This window comes from Mesorhizobium sp. M0496 (assembly GCF_040321205.1).
Lineage (GTDB): Bacteria > Pseudomonadota > Alphaproteobacteria > Rhizobiales > Rhizobiaceae > Mesorhizobium.
The window spans coordinates 16432-32756 of record NZ_JAMYRC010000025.1 but is presented as its reverse complement, the minus strand read 5'-3'; the positions used below and the strand labels follow the sequence as shown (position 1 = coordinate 32756).

General features: G+C 63.6%; 19 protein-coding genes. 10 read left to right on the top strand and 9 right to left on the bottom strand.

What is annotated here, in order from left to right:
- Positions 1–21: 21 nt before the first annotated feature.
- On the top strand, positions 22–666 hold the full coding sequence (locus NKI73_RS20495) for a TetR/AcrR family transcriptional regulator (protein WP_352632722.1): 645 nt from the start codon (positions 22–24) through the stop codon (positions 664–666).
- 180 nt (positions 667–846) lie between these two features.
- Positions 847–1095 (top strand): DUF680 domain-containing protein, encoded by a 249-nt coding sequence (locus NKI73_RS20490; protein ID WP_352632721.1) that lies wholly within the window; start codon positions 847–849, stop codon positions 1093–1095.
- Positions 1096–1137: 42 nt separating this feature from the next.
- Here the strand turns inward: NKI73_RS20490 and NKI73_RS20485 are convergent, their stop codons facing one another.
- From NKI73_RS20485 to NKI73_RS20450, 8 genes are all read right to left on the bottom strand, one after another.
- Positions 1138–2187 carry a Gfo/Idh/MocA family protein gene (locus tag NKI73_RS20485; protein ID WP_352632720.1) on the bottom strand — a complete coding sequence of 350 codons (1050 nt, stop codon included), beginning with the start codon at positions 2185–2187 and terminating at the stop codon, positions 1138–1140.
- A gap of 46 nt (positions 2188–2233) precedes the next feature.
- Positions 2234–3019, bottom strand: a complete 786-nt coding sequence (locus tag NKI73_RS20480; protein ID WP_352632719.1) for a ThuA domain-containing protein — start codon at positions 3017–3019, stop codon at positions 2234–2236.
- A 77-nt stretch (positions 3020–3096) separates the two neighbouring features.
- Positions 3097–3327, bottom strand: coding sequence for a hypothetical protein (locus NKI73_RS20475; RefSeq protein WP_352632718.1), 231 nt, complete (start codon positions 3325–3327; stop codon positions 3097–3099).
- A 58-nt stretch (positions 3328–3385) separates the two neighbouring features.
- Positions 3386–3970 (bottom strand): sarcosine oxidase subunit gamma, encoded by a 585-nt coding sequence (locus NKI73_RS20470; protein WP_352632717.1) that lies wholly within the window; start codon positions 3968–3970, stop codon positions 3386–3388.
- A complete protein-coding gene (locus NKI73_RS20465) occupies positions 3963–6956 on the bottom strand; it encodes a sarcosine oxidase subunit alpha (RefSeq protein ID WP_352632716.1) in 2994 nt (997 codons plus the stop codon). Before NKI73_RS20465 ends, NKI73_RS20470 begins: the two co-directional genes overlap by 8 nt.
- Complete coding sequence (locus tag NKI73_RS20460) at positions 6953–7264, bottom strand: sarcosine oxidase subunit delta (protein ID WP_023759679.1); 312 nt, start codon at positions 7262–7264, stop codon at positions 6953–6955. Before NKI73_RS20460 ends, NKI73_RS20465 begins: the two co-directional genes overlap by 4 nt.
- 11 nt (positions 7265–7275) lie before the next feature.
- Positions 7276–7716 (bottom strand): hypothetical protein, encoded by a 441-nt coding sequence (locus NKI73_RS20455; protein WP_352632715.1) that lies wholly within the window; start codon positions 7714–7716, stop codon positions 7276–7278.
- The gene (locus NKI73_RS20450; RefSeq protein WP_184876774.1) at positions 7716–8969 is read right to left on the bottom strand and encodes a sarcosine oxidase subunit beta; all 1254 of its coding nucleotides are present in this window, start codon (positions 8967–8969) and stop codon (positions 7716–7718) included. The genes NKI73_RS20455 and NKI73_RS20450 overlap by 1 nt, the downstream gene beginning before the upstream one ends.
- Before the next feature lie 192 nt (positions 8970–9161).
- On the opposite strand from NKI73_RS20450, the gene NKI73_RS20445 reads away from it, so the two are divergent.
- The 8 genes from NKI73_RS20445 to NKI73_RS20410 all read left to right on the top strand — a co-directional run bounded on the left by NKI73_RS20445 (position 9162) and on the right by NKI73_RS20410 (position 15274).
- On the top strand, positions 9162–9554 hold the full coding sequence (locus NKI73_RS20445) for a YrdB family protein (RefSeq protein ID WP_352632773.1): 393 nt from the start codon (positions 9162–9164) through the stop codon (positions 9552–9554).
- Positions 9555–9660: 106 nt separating this feature from the next.
- The gene (locus NKI73_RS20440) at positions 9661–10419 is read left to right on the top strand and encodes an SDR family oxidoreductase (protein ID WP_352632714.1); all 759 of its coding nucleotides are present in this window, start codon (positions 9661–9663) and stop codon (positions 10417–10419) included.
- 127 nt (positions 10420–10546) lie between these two features.
- Positions 10547–10933 (top strand): SET domain-containing protein, encoded by a 387-nt coding sequence (locus tag NKI73_RS20435; RefSeq protein ID WP_352632713.1) that lies wholly within the window; start codon positions 10547–10549, stop codon positions 10931–10933.
- A gap of 183 nt (positions 10934–11116) precedes the next feature.
- On the top strand, positions 11117–11395 hold the full coding sequence (gene rpsU, locus NKI73_RS20430; RefSeq protein WP_023810129.1) for a 30S ribosomal protein S21: 279 nt from the start codon (positions 11117–11119) through the stop codon (positions 11393–11395).
- A gap of 142 nt (positions 11396–11537) precedes the next feature.
- On the top strand, positions 11538–12380 hold the full coding sequence (locus NKI73_RS20425; RefSeq protein WP_352632712.1) for a tetratricopeptide repeat protein: 843 nt from the start codon (positions 11538–11540) through the stop codon (positions 12378–12380).
- A 206-nt stretch (positions 12381–12586) separates the two neighbouring features.
- Positions 12587–13063, top strand: a complete 477-nt coding sequence (locus NKI73_RS20420) for a DUF992 domain-containing protein (RefSeq protein ID WP_352632711.1) — start codon at positions 12587–12589, stop codon at positions 13061–13063.
- A 93-nt stretch (positions 13064–13156) separates the two neighbouring features.
- A complete protein-coding gene (locus NKI73_RS20415) occupies positions 13157–13639 on the top strand; it encodes a DUF992 domain-containing protein (protein ID WP_352632710.1) in 483 nt (160 codons plus the stop codon).
- Positions 13640–13837: 198 nt separating this feature from the next.
- Positions 13838–15274: an MFS transporter gene (locus NKI73_RS20410; RefSeq protein ID WP_352632709.1), complete on the top strand. Its 1437-nt coding sequence runs from the start codon at positions 13838–13840 to the stop codon at positions 15272–15274.
- Positions 15275–15364: 90 nt separating this feature from the next.
- Here the strand turns inward: NKI73_RS20410 and NKI73_RS20405 are convergent, their stop codons facing one another.
- Positions 15365–16246 (bottom strand): LysR substrate-binding domain-containing protein, encoded by an 882-nt coding sequence (locus NKI73_RS20405; protein ID WP_352632708.1) that lies wholly within the window; start codon positions 16244–16246, stop codon positions 15365–15367.
- Positions 16247–16325 lie beyond the last annotated feature (79 nt).

Below are 16325 nucleotides of genomic sequence, written 5' to 3'. Positions count from 1 at the left end.
CCCAACCAAAGGCACCAGATCTTGCCGCCGAGCGTCCAGACACGCCGCGAGAAACAAAAGGCCGAACTGCGCTCCGAACTGGTCGAGGCCGCGCACAAACTCGTCCAGGAGGAAGGCTATGAAGGCCTGACCATTCGCAAGCTGGCCAAGCGGGTCGGCTATGCTCCGATGTCGGTCTACTCCTACTTCGCCGACAAGCAGGACATCCTGTTCGCACTCGCCGAGGATGCGTTCGAGACGCTTGCCCGCCGCATCGAGGAGCATTCGTCCGACGATCCTATCGAGGCGTTGCAGGCGGTCATGACCGAATATGCGGCCTTCGGGCTCGGCAATCCGAACGAATACCGCACCGTGTTCATGACCGAGAAGACCAAGCTGCCGGAAGGCAGGAGCTACGAGGACATGGAAGAGGGCAACCCGGCCATGAAGGCGCTGATCAGCAGGGTCGAGGCCTGCGTCGCCGCCGGCAAATTGCAGGGCGATCCGCGCGCTATTGCCACAATGCTGTGGGCGGTCGGCCACGGCACGATCTCGCTGCTCATCACCTTTCCGTTCTACCCCTTCGGCGATCCGCAGGCCTTCGTAAAGCGGATGTGCGATTTCACGCTTGCCACGCTCAGCACGCAAAATGTGCCGCCGCTGACCGAGACACCGGTCAACTGCTAAAGCCAGTTCCTTTCGTTTCCATATTTCTCTCCGCCCAGCCAAACTGGCTGAATTTCTTGGTTAACAAAAAATTTACGTACACGTACGGTTTCCACTTGAACTTCGCGATCGATGGACGTATCTGTACAACGTATCGTACGTGTACGAGAAAAATTCACCCGTCGAAAACGGAGACTGACTATGAAAAAGACGCTCCTCACCCTCGCCGCCGCGCTGGCACTTTCGGGCTCGGCCTTCGCCGCCAACACCACCCACCTGGTTAAGCATGCGTCCGCTGCGACCTGCATCGACACGAAGAGCAACGTGAAGCTCGATTGCGCTTCGACCGGGTCGGTCGAGAAGAAGGGCTCCACGGAAAACACCGCTGAAGGCAAGGGCCCGCGCCTCGGCATCAGCATCAATCCCTGGATCGTGCCGAGCGCATTCTGATTTCCGCAGAAATCACGCCTGGCCGGCACAAGCCGGCCAGCTTCAGCCGACCGAGGTCGGCCGTTTGGCTGCTGAACTCTCGAAGGCCGCGTCGATCAGCTTCTGCATGTCGGCGGCGCGCCGGAAGGACGGGTCACCGTTCCGGCCAGCATCCAGCGCGTCGGCAAAGCGCCGGGCGTTGCGTTTGACTTCGGGCAGTGCCAGCTTTTGCCAGCGTTGAAGATCGACATCCCCGCCCAGGCAGGCGGACAGGTTCGATAGCTTGCCGTCTGTCTCGACCTTGATGGCGCCCTTGGTGCCGTGCAGGGCCAGCGACAAATCGTTGGTGTGGCCGGTCATGTAGCGGCTCGCCACGATCGTGGCGAGCGCACCGGAGCTGAGCCGCGCCGTCATTGCGACGCTGTCATTGGCATCCAGCACATAGTCGCCGATACGCTCACCCTCGGCCTTCGGAAACGTCACCAGATCGGCATGCAGGCTGACGATATCCTGGTCGGCGCCATAGGTGGCGAAATCCAGGATATGAATGCCGACATCGCCGAGCACGCCGGTCGAGCCATGCCGGCTCGACAGGCGCCACAGCCACTTGTCCTCGACCCGCCAGTCGCCCCATGATTTGCTGACCAGCCAGCTTTGCCGGTAGTTCGCCTCGACATGGCGCAACTCGCCGATCTCGCCGGCCTGCACCATGCGCCGTGCTTCCTGGATCGCCGGTGAGTTGCGATAGGTCAGGTTGACCATGTTGACCACCCCGGCTGCCTCGGCCGCTTCGGTCATTGCCAGCGCATCGGCGTGGTTCGGTGCCAGCGGCTTTTCGCAAAACACATGCTTTCCCTCGGCAAGCAGCGCAAGCGTCGTCGCCATATGCGCACCATCCGGCGTCGCGTTGATGGCGGCATCGAACTGGCCCCAGGCGATCGCCGCTTCCAGGCTCTCGAAGAAATCGCCGATCTTGCTGGCGGCGGCGAACGCGGCCGCGCGGCCGGGCACCTGATCAACGCAGGCGACGATGCTGCAGCCGGCAATCCCGGCAAACTCCTCGACATGATGCCCGGCGATGCCGCCGGTGCCGAGCAGGAGAATTCGATGCATCGGTTCAGGCCCCCAATCACCTCACGCCGCAATCAACCCAGGCCTCTTAACTCAGGCCCTTGTCGCCGTCGGCATGCAGGCGCAAGCCTTTCTGGACGATCTTCTCCTTCGCCGCATCCGTCGGCACGTTTGGTGCATTGGTGATGCCGGACCAGGCCGGCGCCGGGTTGTGCGCCCAGCGCACGGCGTTGCGCAGCACCTGCTGCACGCCCTCATTGTGATAGATCGGATAGGTCTCGTGACCGGGCGAGAAGTAGAAGATCCTGCCGGCGCCGCGCTGATAAGTCAGCCCGGACCGGAACACCTCGCCGCCCTCGTACCAGGAGACGAACACCGTCTCGAGCGGCTCCGGCACGGCGAAGGGCTCGCCATACATTTCGGTCTCGCCGATCTCCAGGCACTCGCCTATGCCTTGCGCGATCGGGTGGCCGCGGTTGATCGCCCAGACGCGCTCGCGCTCGCCCGCCTCGCGCCATTTCAGCGAGCAGGGCGTGCCCATCAGCCGCTTGAAGATCTTCGAGTAATGGCCGGAATGGAGCACGATCAGTCCCATGCCCTCCCATACCCTTTTCTGCACGCGCTCGACGATCTCGTCCTTGACCTCGCCATGCGCCGCGTGGCCCCACCACAAAAGCACATCGGTGACGGCCAGGCGCTTTTCGCTCAAGCCGTGCTCGGGTTCCTGCAAGGTGGCGGTGGTCGCCTCGATGCCCTTGTCCTGGTTAAGCGCCGCGGCAATGGTGCCATGCATGCCCAGGGGATAGAGGTCGCGCACGGCGGCATTGGTCTGTTCGTGGACATTCTCGCCCCAAACGATCGCTTTTGTCGGCATTTTCATCTCCCAAAGCGCTTTAAATAGCATGTCCAATGGGATTGAGAAGGTCCGATGCCGCCTGGCCCGATGGAAAACTACGCCTTGCGCTTCTTGCGCCCGGGCACGGTCTTGGCCTGGCCCGGCGTCGCCGGAGCGCCCGAGATGGACGATCCGGTAATCGACACTGGATCGCTGGCCGGGAACGTGTCTTCGAGGCCTTCCTCAAGTTCCTCTTCGGCGCTCGGCGCTTCGTGCCGCTCCTGTTCGAGCGAACGGACGGCCGACGTCTTTTTGACCGGCGACTTCGGCGCGGAATTAGACGGCATCGGCATTCTCCCTCGGCGTGAGGATGCAGAACGAGCCTGCCCTGCAAACGTTCCGGGTTCAGACCGCTGCGTCGCGCGATCCCTCGGACAGAAAAGTAAAGACATAGTCCGAGAACGAACGCCAGCATTCAACCCGGAAGGCATCCGGCGCATTGCGCAACAGCACGATCTCGGTCTTGCCCAGGATGGTGCGCGACGCCGCTCCGACCGGGAAGCCATCGAGCGACAGGTCCTGCGGACAGCCGGCATTGATCGTCGCCGCTGCCCCGGCTCCCGTCACGGCGATGGCGATGTTGCGATGCGAGATACCGACCGCCGAGTGCAAGGCGGTAACCCCGGCACAATCGGCCAGTGGATCCTTGCCGGCCTCATCGAGAACCAGCCATTCGTCGGGGCCGAGCCACAAGGCGGTGCGTCCGCCCTTCGAAGCGGACGTCTTCGGCTTTTTCGGCAGGGTCACGCCGAGCGCCTTGGAAAGCGCTGCAAGCGAGGCCTCCGGTGCACGCAATGAAATGCGCTCGGCCGGCGGCAGCAACTCGACCTTGACGCCGGTCGAGGCCGTGCTGCGTCCGGCCAGCGCCGGACGGCGTTCTACCGAAGGCGATGCAGCCGGTGCCGTCTTTCTTGCAGCAGCCTTAGCCATTGAGGCGCCCTCCCGTCTCGTCGAAGAACACCATGCCGGTAACCTCCACTTCGATCACCCCGTTCGGCATCGGCACATAGAGCGTGTCGCCCATGCGATCGCGGCCACCGGCGACAAGCGCCAGTGCGATCGAGCGGCCGCAGTTTTCCGACCAATAGCTCGACGTGACATGGCCGATCATCTTCATCGGGATCGCCTGCTTCGGGTCTTCGACGATCTGCGCGCCCTCTTCCAGCACCAGTTTGGGGTCCTTGGTCTTCAGGCCGACCAGTTGCTTGCGGCCCTTGGCGACCAGATCAGGCCGCGTCAAGCCGCGGATGCCGACGAAGTCCGGCTTCTTCTTGCCGACCGCCCAGTCGAGACCGGCGTCGTTCGGTGTCACCGTGCCGTCGATGTCCTGGCCGACGATGATGTAGCCCTTCTCGGCGCGCAGCACGTGCATCGCTTCGGTGCCGTAGGCGGCAGCGCCGTGCTTCTGGCCTTCCGCCCACAGCGCTTCCCAGACCGCCTGGCCATAGTCGGCCGGCACGTTGACCTCGAAGCCGCGCTCGCCGGTGAACGACATGCGGAACAGCCTGGTCGGCACGCCGCAGATCTTGCCTTCGCGCACCGACATATGCGGCAGCCCTTCGTCGGACATGTCAATGCCTTCGACCAGCGGAGCGATGATGTCGCGGGATTTCGGTCCCTGCACCGCGATGACGGCCCATTGCTCGGTGATCGAGGTCAGCCAGACATTGAGATGCGCGAACTCGGTCTGGAGATAGTCCTCCATGTGGTTCATGACGCGCGGCGCGCCGCCGGTCGTCGTCGTCACGTGGAAACGGTCCGGCGCAAGCCTGCCGACGACGCCGTCATCATAGATGAAGCCGTCTTCGCGCAGCATGATGCCATAGCGGCAGCGGCCGGGCTCCAGCTTCTCCCACGGGTTGGTGTAGAGCAGTTCCATGAACTTCGCCGCATCCGGACCGACCACTTCGATCTTGCCCAGCGTCGAGGCATCGAACAGGCCGGCCGTCTTGCGCACCGCGACGCATTCGCGGTCGACCGCGGCGTGCATGTCCTCGCCCCCCTTGGGGAAATACCAGGCGCGTTTCCACTGACCGACATCCTCGAACACGGCACCTTGCGCCTCGGCCCAGGGATGGATCGCGGTCTTGCGCGTCGGGTCGAACAGCGGACCGCGCGCATGGCTGACGATTGCGCCGAAGGTCACCGGCGTATAGGGCGCCCGGAACGTGGTCAGGCCGACTTCCGGGATAGGCTTGCCCAGTGTCTCGGCGGCAATCGCCAGGCCGTGCATGTTGGAGGTCTTGCCCTGGTCGGTCGCCATGCCGTTGGTGGTGAAGCGCTTGACGTGTTCGATCGAGCGCATGCCCTCGTGCACCGCCTGGCGGATGTCCTTGGCGGTGACGTCGTTCTGGAAGTCGACGAACGCCTTCACCGTCGTGTCCGGCCCGGCTCCGGGCGCCGCACCCAGCATGCCGCGCGACCAGCTCTCCGAGGCGTCGACCTTCGGCTTCGTACCCTTGGCGGTTTTGGCACGCGCATCCTTGGCCGCCTTAGCGCCCGCCGCATAGGCCTCGTCGATTGTTGCCGACAGCCCATCGGTGCCGTTGCAGGCGCCGACCGAGACGCAGTCCTGTGCATAGGTGCCCGGCACGAAGCGCTTGGTCTCGTCGTTGAAGGCAACCTTGCCGCGCGACTGCGAGAACAGATGCACCGACGGCGTCCAGCCGGCCGACATCAGGATCGCATCGACCGGGATGGTGCGTTCGCCGCCGCCATTCTTCGGCTGCACGGTCATCGACGACACCCTGAGCTTGCCGCCGGCGCGGATAACGGCACGGCCGAAATTGACCTCGATGCCGAGTGCCCTCGCCTCGTCGATCACCGGCCCGGTCGGGTTGTCGCGCAAATCGACGATCGCCGCCACGTTGACGCCGGCCTTCTTGAGGTCAATTGCCGCTGCATAGGCGGAATCATTGGCGGTGTAGACGCCGACATTTTTGCCGACCGCGACGCCATAGTGGTTGAGATAGGTGCGCGCCGCACCTGCCAGCATAATGCCCGGCCGGTCATTGTCGGCGAACACCATGTGGCGCTCGATGGCGCCGGAGGCCAGCACCACGCGCTTGGCCCTGACTTGCCACAGCCGCTCGCGCGCCAGATCGTGGCCGGGCGCCTTCAGATGCTCGCTGACACGTTCGACCAGCCCGACGAAATTCTGCGCGTAATAGCCGAACGCCGTCGTGCGCGAGAGCACGCGGAGATTGTCCATGGCGGCGAGCTTCGCCACCGCACCTTGAGCCCAGGCAAAGCCGTCCTGGCCGTCGATTTTCGCACCGCTCTCGAACCGCAGGCTGCCGCCGAACTCGGCCTGTTCGTCGGCAAGGATGACGCGCACGCCGGTCTCGGCTGCGGCAAGCGCCGCCGCGATGCCGGCAGCACCGCCGCCCAGCACCAGCACGTCGCAATGCGCATAGCGCGACGAATAATGGTCGGGATCCGGCTGGTCCGGGGAAACGCCAAGGCCAGCCGCGGCGCGGATCTTGGGCTCGTACAGGCTCTTCCATGCAGCCTTCGGCCACATGAACGTCTTGTAGTAAAAGCCGGCCGAAAACAGCGGCGAAGCAATGTCGTTGACCGCGCCGACGTCGAAGGACAGCGACGGCCAGCGGTTCTGCGACTGTGCGTCAAGCCCGTCATACAGCTCCTGCACCGTGGCCCGCACGTTCGGCGTCCTGCGTGCCGCGTCGCGCCTGATCTCGACCAGCGCGTTCGGTTCCTCGGCGCCCGCCGACAGGATGCCGCGCGGACGATGGTACTTGAACGAGCGGCCGACAAGATGGACGCCATTGGCGAGCAGCGCCGAGGCCAGCGTGTCGCCCTCGATGCCGGCATAGGACTGACCGTCGAAGCTGAAGCGCGCGGTCTTGGCCTGCTTGAAGCGGCCGGCTCCGGGAATGCGGTACGCGCCGCTCATTTGGCAACCACTTCGTTGGAGTTTTTGGGCAGCTTGGACGGTTTCGGCTCGCCGGCCTTGTAGGTCATGACGAACTTGTCGGTGACGGTGTCGCGTACGGCGTTGAAGAAGCGCGCGCAGCCATGCATGTGCCGCCAGCGCTCATAGATGATGCCCTTGGGGTTCGAGCGAATGAAGAAGAACTTTTCGAAATCGTCATCGCTCTCGCCGGCCATGTTGGCCGAGCGCGCGATATGCGCCTCGCCGGCATTGCGGAACTCGAGTTCCGGGCGCTCTTCCTCGCAATAGGGGCAGCGGATGAGAAGCATTGTCGTGGTTCCTACAATTCGCCGTGGCCGACGCGGGCGCCCGCCGGTTGATCGCAAAGCTTCTGTCCCAACGTCGCGAACGGCGCGACGAGCCGGATGCGCTCCTCCACGCTTGCGGCGGGACGAAACAGATCGCGAGACGCCATGTTGCCGAGGGTCAGTTGCATCGGATCGGTGGTGACGATCACCTGGCGTGGCGTGAACGTCTCGTCCTCGTCGAGCCCTTCGGGTCGTCCCTCGAAGAACATCACCACCTTCTGGCCGCCGCTCCAGACGCAGGCCAGCATGCCCTCGTCGACGGAAAACGGCCAGTTGGCCTCGTTCCCGGCACGGCTGATCGGCTGCGTGCGCACTTCGTCCGCCGACGGAAAATGGAACATGCCCCGTTCTCCCGCCAGCACTTGTTCCCCCGCCAGCATCAGCGGCATCGCGACAGCCATCTGCGCCATCATCAGTGCGCCACCGCCGCCGCTGCCGCCTCGTCGATGAGGCGGCCGGTGCGGAAGCGCTCGATGGTGAAGGGCGCGTTGATCGGGTGCGGATCGTCCCTGGCGATGGTGTGGGCAAAGACATGGCCCGAGCCCGGCGTTGCCTTGAAGCCACCCGTGCCCCAGCCGCAATTGACGTAGAGGCCGGGCACCGGCGTCTTGGCCAGGATCGGCGAGCGGTCCGGCGTCACATCGACGATGCCGCCCCACGAGCGCAGCATCTTCATGCGCGTGAAGATCGGGAACATCTCGCAGATGGCGTCCAGCGTATGCTGCAATATGTGCAGGCCGCCGGTCTGCGAATAGGAAACATACTGGTCGGTGCCGGCGCCGATCACCAGTTCGCCCTTGTCGGATTGCGAGATATAGGCGTGCACCGTGTTCGACATCACCACGCAAGGCACCACCGGCTTGACCGGCTCCGACACCAGCGCCTGCAACGGATAGCTCTCCAGCGGCATGCGCACGCCGGCCATGTTCATGATGACCGAGGAATGGCCGGCGGCAACGACGCCGACCTTCTTGGCGCCGATGAAGCCGCGCGTCGTGTCGACGCCCATGACCGCGCCATTGGCGGCCCGCTTGACGCCGGTGACTTCGCAGTTCTGGATGATGTGGACGCCGCGCGCCGAAGCGCCGCGCGCATAGCCCCAGGCGACCGCATCGTGGCGCGCCGTACCGCCGCGCCGCTGCAAGGCAGCGCCGACGACCGGATAGCGCGCGTCCTTGGAGGTGTTGAGCGGCGGGCAGAATTCCTTCGCCTGCTCCGGCGTCAGCCATTCATTGTCGATGCCGTTCAGCCGGTTGGCGTGCACGTGGCGCTTCAGCACCTGGATATCGTGAACATTGTGCGCGAGCATCATGACGCCGCGCGCCGAATACATGACGTTGTAGTTGAGCTCCTGGCTCAGCCCATCCCACAGCTTCAGCGCGTGGTCGTAGATGCCGGCGCTCTCGTCATAGAGATAGTTGGAGCGGATGATGGTGGTGTTGCGGCCGGTGTTGCCGCCACCGAGCCAGCCCTTTTCCAGCACCGCGACATTGGTGATGCCGTGCACCGTGGCGAGATAGTAGGCTGTGGCCAGGCCATGGCCGCCGGCCCCGACGATGATGACGTCGTATTCCTTCTTGGGCTCAGGCGAGGACCACTGCTCCTCCCAGCCCTTGTGGCCGCGCATGGCCTCGCGGGCGATGGCGAATACCGAATATTTCTTCAACGTCCCAGCCTCTCGCCAAAAGGTCTCGCGAATAGCGGCCGGGCGTTCATTCGATCCCGGCGCGCGAGGTGTATCACTAGCGAAACAGCGCTTCCACCCTTGCGCTGTTTGCGACGGCGCTTGCCGTTTTGCGCCGTAGTGAAAAAGACGCATGCACTCTGGCTCCTATGAGAGCCTTCAGTCAGATTGTCTGTGACGGAAATCCAGAGGACGATCATGGGCAATGCCTGGTGGAACTTGACGTTGCGCTTCCTGCTGGAGCTTGCCGCCTTGCTTGGCGTCGGCATTGCAGGTTGGAGCTTGTCCGACGGATGGTGGCGCTGGGTCCCTGCACTGGCCTTGCCGTTCATCGCGGCTGTGCTGTGGGGGACCTTCGCGGTGCTCAACGACCCAAGCCTGTCGGGCCGCGCACCGGTGCCTGTGCCCGGCGCGGTGCGGCTGGTGCTCGAACTGGTCATCCTGTTCGGCGGTGCTGCGGGATTCTATGTCGCCGGCTACACGACAACGGGCACCATCGTCGCCCTGCTCATCGCCATCAGCTACGCATTTTCGCTCGATCGGCTCGGTTGGCTGCTGAGGCAATAGTTCGAACGACGCGGCCTTCGCAGGTATCGGGTGGCTCCGACCCGCCCCATTTGCGACCAAGCATCCAATTGCCGGCAGAGCTGGCGCGAAGCAAAGGATGCAGAAAATGTTCGCACTCACCAACAAGATCGCCATCGTCACCGGCGCCAGTTCCGGCATCGGCCGCGCCACGGCAAAACTCTTCGCCGAGGAAGGCGCCAAGGTCATCGTCGCCGCCCGCCGGCAGGCCGAGCTTGATGCACTTGTCGCCGAGATCGCGGACGCCGATGGCGCGGCAATCGCCCTTGCCGGCGATGTCCGCGACGAAGCCTATGCAAAGGCCCTTGTCGACCTGGCGGTCGAAAAGTTCGGTGGGCTCGACATCGCCTTCAACAATGCCGGTGCTGTTGGCCAGATGGGACCGATTTCGGACCTGCCGCTGGAGGGCTGGCGCGAGACGCTCGACACCAACCTCACGAGCGCCTTTCTCGGTGCGAAATACCAGGTGCCGGCGATGATCGATCGCGGCGGCGGTTCACTGATCTTCACCTCCACCTTCGTCGGCCACACCGTGGGCATGCCTGGCATGACCAGCTATGCCGCGAGCAAGGCCGGGCTCATCGGGCTGACGCAGGTGCTGGCCGCCGAATACGGCCCAAAAGGCGTGCGGGTCAACGCGCTGCTGCCCGGCGGTACCGACACGCCGGCAGCGACCTTCAAGACTCCGGAATCGCGGGCATTCGTGGAGGGGCTGCATGCGCTGAAGCGTGTCGCGGTGCCCGAGGAGATCGCCCGTTCGGCGCTCTACCTCGCCTCCGACGCCTCGAGCTTCACCACCGGAACGGCACTGCTGGCCGACGGCGGCGTGTCGATCAACCGGACGTGAAGGGTTTTCGCGGCCAAGACGCATGTTCATAGCCGCAACGCGGGCGGCCGGTCTTGCTTTTTCTGCGCGATTTGGCGATGCCGTTTCCTGTCGAAACGGTCTTCTTGTCAAAACCGGTCCTGCAACCATGATGCTGATCAGAACCTATGTGGCTGCGAGCGCAATCGAAGGTGTCGGCGTGTTCGCCGCCGAGCCGATCAGGAGAGGCGCGTCGATCTGGCGGCTCGATCCCGATTTCGACCGGCTGATCCCGATGGATAAATACGAGGCGGCACCCTCGCATCTCAGGGAATTGCTGGACCGCTATGCCTATCCGAGCCCAGACCGGCCGGGTTTCATGGTCTATGAAGTCGACAATGGGCGCTTCATGAACCATTCCGGCAACCCGAACACGGACTTTTCGCAGTATGGCGGGGCCACTGCGACCCGCGACATCGCCGAGGGCGAGGAGATCACCTGCGACTACGGTGAATTCTTCGAGGATTTCGAGCGGCTTCACCTGGCGACGGCGTAGTCGACCCCTTATCTTGATCTCTGGCAAACCGGCTGCGGTTTAGCGCTCGAAGTTCATTTCGACTGTGGACAGCGCGGCATGATTCTGCTATCAGCCGCCCGAATTCGTGGTGTAAACCGCCGCGGAGGCTAGTGGCTATGGCCACTTGCCTGTTGATATCAAACCCGAAAGACAGGATTGCCCGTGCAGGTACTCGTCCGCGACAATAACGTTGATCAGGCGCTTCGCGCTCTCAAGAAGAAGATGCAGCGCGAAGGCATTTTCCGCGAAATGAAGATGCGCGGTCACTACGAGAAGCCGTCCGAGAAGCGCGCCCGTGAAAAGGCTGAAGCCGTCCGCCGCGCCCGCAAGCTGGCCCGCAAGCGCGCCCAGCGCGAAGGCCTGCTGCCGATGACGCCGCGCCCGGTTGCTGCTGGCGCCGCCGGTGGTGCAGGTGGCGCTCCGCGTCCGCCGCGGTTCTAACGCCAATTTTTCGTCCTTTTCGAAGGATATCAGAGGTGGCGCGATGCGGAATCGCCGCCACCTTTTTGTTTTGGTTGTGACCCGGCCCGGAGGGGGGGAACCGGACCAGAGCGACGCGGCTTGAAGTGAGGACAGGGCAGACATGAACGCAACAAGCGTGGAGCGCGGGACCGCATTGCGTGGTTTCGCCCTGACAGTGGCCCTACTCTCCGGACTGGCGCTTGCCGGCTGCCAGACGTCAGGCCCGACCGGCGAATTCAACAACATCGACAAGGCGCAGGGGTCGAGCGAGAACATCTCGTCGCTGTCGGCAGTTATCCAGCGAAATCCCCAGGATCCTGAAGCCTACAACGTGCGTGGCTCGGCCTATGGCCGCGGCGGCCAGTACCAGGCGGCGCTCAAGGATTTCAACCAGGCCATCCAGCTCAATCCGAATTTCTACCAGGCCTATTCGAACCGCGCGCTCATCCAGCGCTTCCTCGGCAACCAGGAAGCCGCGCTCGCGGACTACAACCGCTCGATCCAGATCAATTCAAATTATGACGCCGCCTATATCGGCCGTGGCAATCTCTACCGCAAGGCAGGTCGCACCCAGGACGCTTTCAACGACTTCCAGAAGGCGATCCAGCTCGACACGACCGACGCGCGTGCCTACCACAATCGTGGCCTGATCTATCAGAGCCAGGGCCAGCACAAGTTCGCCATCGAAGACTTCTCGACCGCCATCTCGCTGGCGCCGGACGCCGCCGAGCCCTACAATGGCCGTGGTCTCTCCTATCTGGCGACCAACGACGAAGACAACGCCTTCTCCGACTTCAACATGGCGATCAAGCTCGACGGCAAGAATGCCGAGGCCTGGTCCAACCAGGCGCTGATCTATGAGCGGCGCGGCGACAAGGCGAAGGCCGCGAAATCCTATAAGGAAGCCGTTCGCCTCGACCCGACCTACCAGCCGGCCAAGGATGGCCTCGCCCGCGTCAGCTAATCGATTTCGGCAAGCATTCCCACACAATCTGCGTGGCATCCAGGTGCTGCGGCGTCCCTTTGCGTGTCCGAAAAGACGCACTCCGGCAACCGTGCGTTAACCCCGGCAGCCAGGGATTGACCCGTGCCTTGTTCGCGCCAAGTTTTCAGCGGAACGGTCTGCCCACCCAATCCGTTATCAAAAAGTTATTTGCGAAAGGACCTCCCATGATCAAGAAACTCGCCTGCGCCGCAGTCCTCGCCATGACGGCGTTTGCCGTCGCCCCGGCCAGCGCCGGCAAGCTGCAACTCGGCACGCTAGACTGCACCATCGACGGCGGCACCGCCTACATCGTCGCCTCCAACAAGGGCGTGTCCTGCGTCTTCCGCCCCCATCATCAGGGACCGTCCGAGGTTTACACCGGCGTGATCTCCAAGATCGGCCTCGATGTCGGCAAGACGCATCAGGGCCAGCTCGTCTGGGCCGTGCTGGCGGCAACGCGTGATCGTGACGCGGGCGACCTCGCCGGCAGCTATTACGGCGTCAACGCCGAGGCGAGCGTGGTGACCGGCGGCGGCGCCAATCTGCTGGTCGGCGGACTGGACAGCGCCTTCATGCTGGAGCCGCTCAGCGTCCAGGCGCAGACCGGCGTCAACCTTGCCGTGGCCGTGACCTCGCTCCAGCTCATCCACTCGTTCAAGTAAACGCATGGAGCCATGCGCTCCATGCCCCCCTCACCCCGCGGCGCGGAACCAGATAGGATGGTTCCGCGCCGTTTGGTTTTTGAGGGGACCGCCATGCCGAAGACAGCCATCGCCGCTGCCGTGATCGCCACTGTGCTTGCCGGCGCGGCGCGAGCCCAGGACCAGGGCATAGAACTCGGTACGCTTGATTGCGCCATCGGCGGCGGCACCGGCTTCATCTTCGACTCGAGCAAGGATCTGAGCTGCACCTTCAACCCCGCCGACAAGAGCTTCGCGCCGGAAGCCTATTTCGGCGCGGTCAACAAATACGGCCTCGATATCGGCACGACGAAGCAGACGGTCATGCAGTGGATCGTGCTGACGCCGCTGAAGAACATTTATGCGCCGGGCGCGTTGGCCGGTGACTATATCGGCGCCAGCGCCGAGGTGACGGCGGCCGTCGGCGCCGGCGCCAATCTGCTGGTCGGCGGCTCTTCGCAGGCCTTCACCTTGCAGCCACTCAGCCTGCAGACGCAGACCGGCATGAACCTTGCGATCGGCGTCAGCCAGTTTCAGTTGCGCAGCACCGAGAATTGATCGCGCCACCGGACCGCATCCCGAAAAAATTCGCTTGAGCTCAACCCTGGTTGAGGTTTTACAAGCCTGCCCCGACCGGAGCAGCGCGCTCGATGCGGCGCGCGATACACGCTCCTGCCTGCGCATGGTCCTGCCGGAAACCCGGACTGGCTTCTGGCGTCCTGCGCTGGCCTCAAGATATGGAAGGCAGGGGTGGAAATGACCGAAATCAGCACAAACAAGGTCGACTGGCGCATATTGTGGGCGAGCGGCGACCTGGCGCGCTTCTGCTTCATCAGCCTCGGCATCCTGCTGCACGCCACCAACGAAACGATGGTGGCAACGGTGATGCCGGCCATGGTCGGCGAACTGGCCGGCGTGCAGCTCGTCGGCTGGTCGCTGGCGATCTACGAACTCGGCGCCATCGTCGCCGGCGCGGCCGCCGGTCGGCTGGTGAGCTATGTTCCGTTGCGCACCAACATGGTTGTCGCAGCGCTGCTTTATGCAGCCGGAGCGCTGATCTGCGCCACCTCGCCTTCCATGCAACTCTTCCTTGCTGGCCGGCTGATTGAGGGGCTTGGTGGCGGGGCGCTGGTGTCGCTGGCCTTCGTGTCGGTCGAGCGGCTGTTCTCGCGCGCCATCTGGCCGCAGCTTTTCGGCATCATGTCGGCGATCTGGGGCGTAGCCGCCTTCAGCGGACCGTTGCTCGGCGCGATCATGACCGAGCTTCTGTCATGGCGCTGGGCCTTCGGCATCTTCACCCTCGGCGGTACCGCCATGGCGCTGGCAAGCTTCATCGTGCTGAACACGCCGGAAGCGACGAAGCCCAAGGCAAGCACAGGCAGGGCGCCGCCCTTCCCGTTCGCGGCCCTTGCCTGCCTTGCCGTCGCCGTGGTGCTGATCGCCTCGGCCGGCGTCGATATCGCCTTGCTGCGTTCCTCGCTGCTGATGGCCCTCGGGCTGGTCGGCCTGGTGCTGTTTTTCACCATCGACGCGCTGAAGCCGCGCTCGCGGCTGTTCCCGGCACGGCTGTTCTCGTGGCGCACGCCGGTCGGCGCCGGCATGACCATGGTCGCCGCCTTTTCGGTCGCGACCTGTTCCTTCGGCGTCTACGGGCCGCTGCTGCTGACCAGCCTGCACGACATTCCGCTGCTGACCACCGGCTACATCATCGCCGCCGAATCGATCGCCTGGTCGATCCTGTCGATCCTCGTCGCCAATGCGCCGCCGCGGCGCGAGCGGCTGATCATCGTTGGTGGTGCGGTGATGATCGCGGCCGGCATAGCCGGCTTCGCCTACACGATACCGCTGGGCTCCATTCCGCTGATCCTGATCTGCGCCCTGCTGCAAGGCGGCGGCTTCGGCGTGGCCTGGCCCTTCCTGACGCGCGTCATCGTCGCCTCCGCGCCGGAGGGCGAGCAGACCATCGCCTCGGCGGCGGTGCCGACCATGCAGCGTATCGGCTATGCCGTGGGTGCCGCACTTGCCGGCATCGTCGCCAACGCCAGCGGCTTTTCGCAAGGTTTGAACCACGACGCGGCGGCGAATGTCGCGTCCTGGCTGTTTCTTGCCTTCGTGCCGATCGGCATTGTTGGCTGCCTTGCGGCCTTCCGGGCATCCACGCCCTTCGGTCAGCCGCGGGAAGCGATCGGCTAGAGCGTTTTCATGCTTTGAGAGAACCGTGGGACCCCCAAATCAGCGATTCAAGATGCTGGCTGGATTGGAGGCGCCGCGCGTACCGCCTTCTTAAGAACATCGCAGGGCGTTTACTAGCGCAGTTAGTGCAGCAGGCTGATGCTTGCGACTGGGGTAATACATGAAGAAGCCGGGAATAGAGGGCGTCCAGTTCTCCAGCACTCGAATGAGGCGGTGCTCAGCAACATGTTCCGCAACCTGCTCTTCATATGCGAGCCCAAGGCCGGCTCCGGTGAGCGCCGCCTGAATCACTAGGTTGGTATCGTCGATTATCAGCGGGCCATTCACACCGATTGTGATCGCCTTGCGTCCGTGCTCGAACTCCCACCGATACGGACCGCTCGGAAGACGCAGGTTTAGACATCGATGATCATTTAGATCCTTGGGCTGCCGAGGAATGCTTCGTGACGCAAAATAGCCAGGCGATCCCACTACCGCCAAACGCAACTCCTGCGTGACGCGCATCGCGATCATATCTTTTTGAATATACTCGCCGAGTTGAATGCCAGCATCGAACTCGCCCGCGACGATGTCTACGGGACCAGTGACAGTGACGACGTCAAGGACGACGTCAGGGTAAGCCTCGGCGAATGCTGCGAGCCTCGGCAACAACACCATCTCCGCAGCCGACCGTGACATTACAATTTTAAGGCGTCCCACAGGTCGGTGGCGAACGCTTCGGGCCTTGTCTAGCGCACGAGTAATTTGCTCAAGCGCCGGAGCCAGGTCCTTCAAAAGAGCGGCGCCCGCAGCGGTTGGCGCTACACTCTTGGTAGTCCGAGCAAGAAGCTGGAGCTCGAGTCGCTGCTCAAGTCTGCGGATCGTGTGGCTCAGGGCGGATTGGGAGACGCCCAGCTTCGCTGCGGCACGTGTAAAACTTCGCTCACTAGCGACGATTGCGAACGTAGCGAGTTCATTCAGTTCATTTCCCATGATTTATGAATTCCGTTCATGACTGCATGCTGTGCAACATAACTAGTCTCATAAGCGCTTTCGTCCTAGGTTTGACCGA

Bases quoted from the DNA above. Each gene is read 5' to 3' on its own strand.
- NKI73_RS20405 (WP_352632708.1), bottom strand. From the start codon at position 16,246: ATGGGAAATGAACTGAATGAACTCGCTACGTTCGCAATCGTCGCTAGT.
- NKI73_RS20490 (WP_352632721.1), top strand. From the start codon at position 847: ATGAAAAAGACGCTCCTCACCCTCGCCGCCGCGCTGGCACTTTCGGGC.
- NKI73_RS20485 (WP_352632720.1), bottom strand. From the start codon at position 2,187: ATGCATCGAATTCTCCTGCTCGGCACCGGCGGCATCGCCGGGCATCAT.
- NKI73_RS20415 (WP_352632710.1), top strand. From the start codon at position 13,157: ATGCCGAAGACAGCCATCGCCGCTGCCGTGATCGCCACTGTGCTTGCC.
- NKI73_RS20460 (WP_023759679.1), bottom strand. From the start codon at position 7,264: ATGCTTCTCATCCGCTGCCCCTATTGCGAGGAAGAGCGCCCGGAACTC.
- NKI73_RS20435 (WP_352632713.1), top strand. From the start codon at position 10,547: ATGATGCTGATCAGAACCTATGTGGCTGCGAGCGCAATCGAAGGTGTC.
- NKI73_RS20410 (WP_352632709.1), top strand. From the start codon at position 13,838: ATGACCGAAATCAGCACAAACAAGGTCGACTGGCGCATATTGTGGGCG.
- NKI73_RS20470 (WP_352632717.1), bottom strand. From the start codon at position 3,970: ATGGCTAAGGCTGCTGCAAGAAAGACGGCACCGGCTGCATCGCCTTCG.
- NKI73_RS20475 (WP_352632718.1), bottom strand. From the start codon at position 3,327: ATGCCGTCTAATTCCGCGCCGAAGTCGCCGGTCAAAAAGACGTCGGCC.
- NKI73_RS20440 (WP_352632714.1), top strand. From the start codon at position 9,661: ATGTTCGCACTCACCAACAAGATCGCCATCGTCACCGGCGCCAGTTCC.
- NKI73_RS20465 (WP_352632716.1), bottom strand. From the start codon at position 6,956: ATGAGCGGCGCGTACCGCATTCCCGGAGCCGGCCGCTTCAAGCAGGCC.
- NKI73_RS20420 (WP_352632711.1), top strand. From the start codon at position 12,587: ATGATCAAGAAACTCGCCTGCGCCGCAGTCCTCGCCATGACGGCGTTT.
- NKI73_RS20480 (WP_352632719.1), bottom strand. From the start codon at position 3,019: ATGCCGACAAAAGCGATCGTTTGGGGCGAGAATGTCCACGAACAGACC.
- NKI73_RS20425 (WP_352632712.1), top strand. From the start codon at position 11,538: ATGAACGCAACAAGCGTGGAGCGCGGGACCGCATTGCGTGGTTTCGCC.
- NKI73_RS20455 (WP_352632715.1), bottom strand. From the start codon at position 7,716: ATGATGGCGCAGATGGCTGTCGCGATGCCGCTGATGCTGGCGGGGGAA.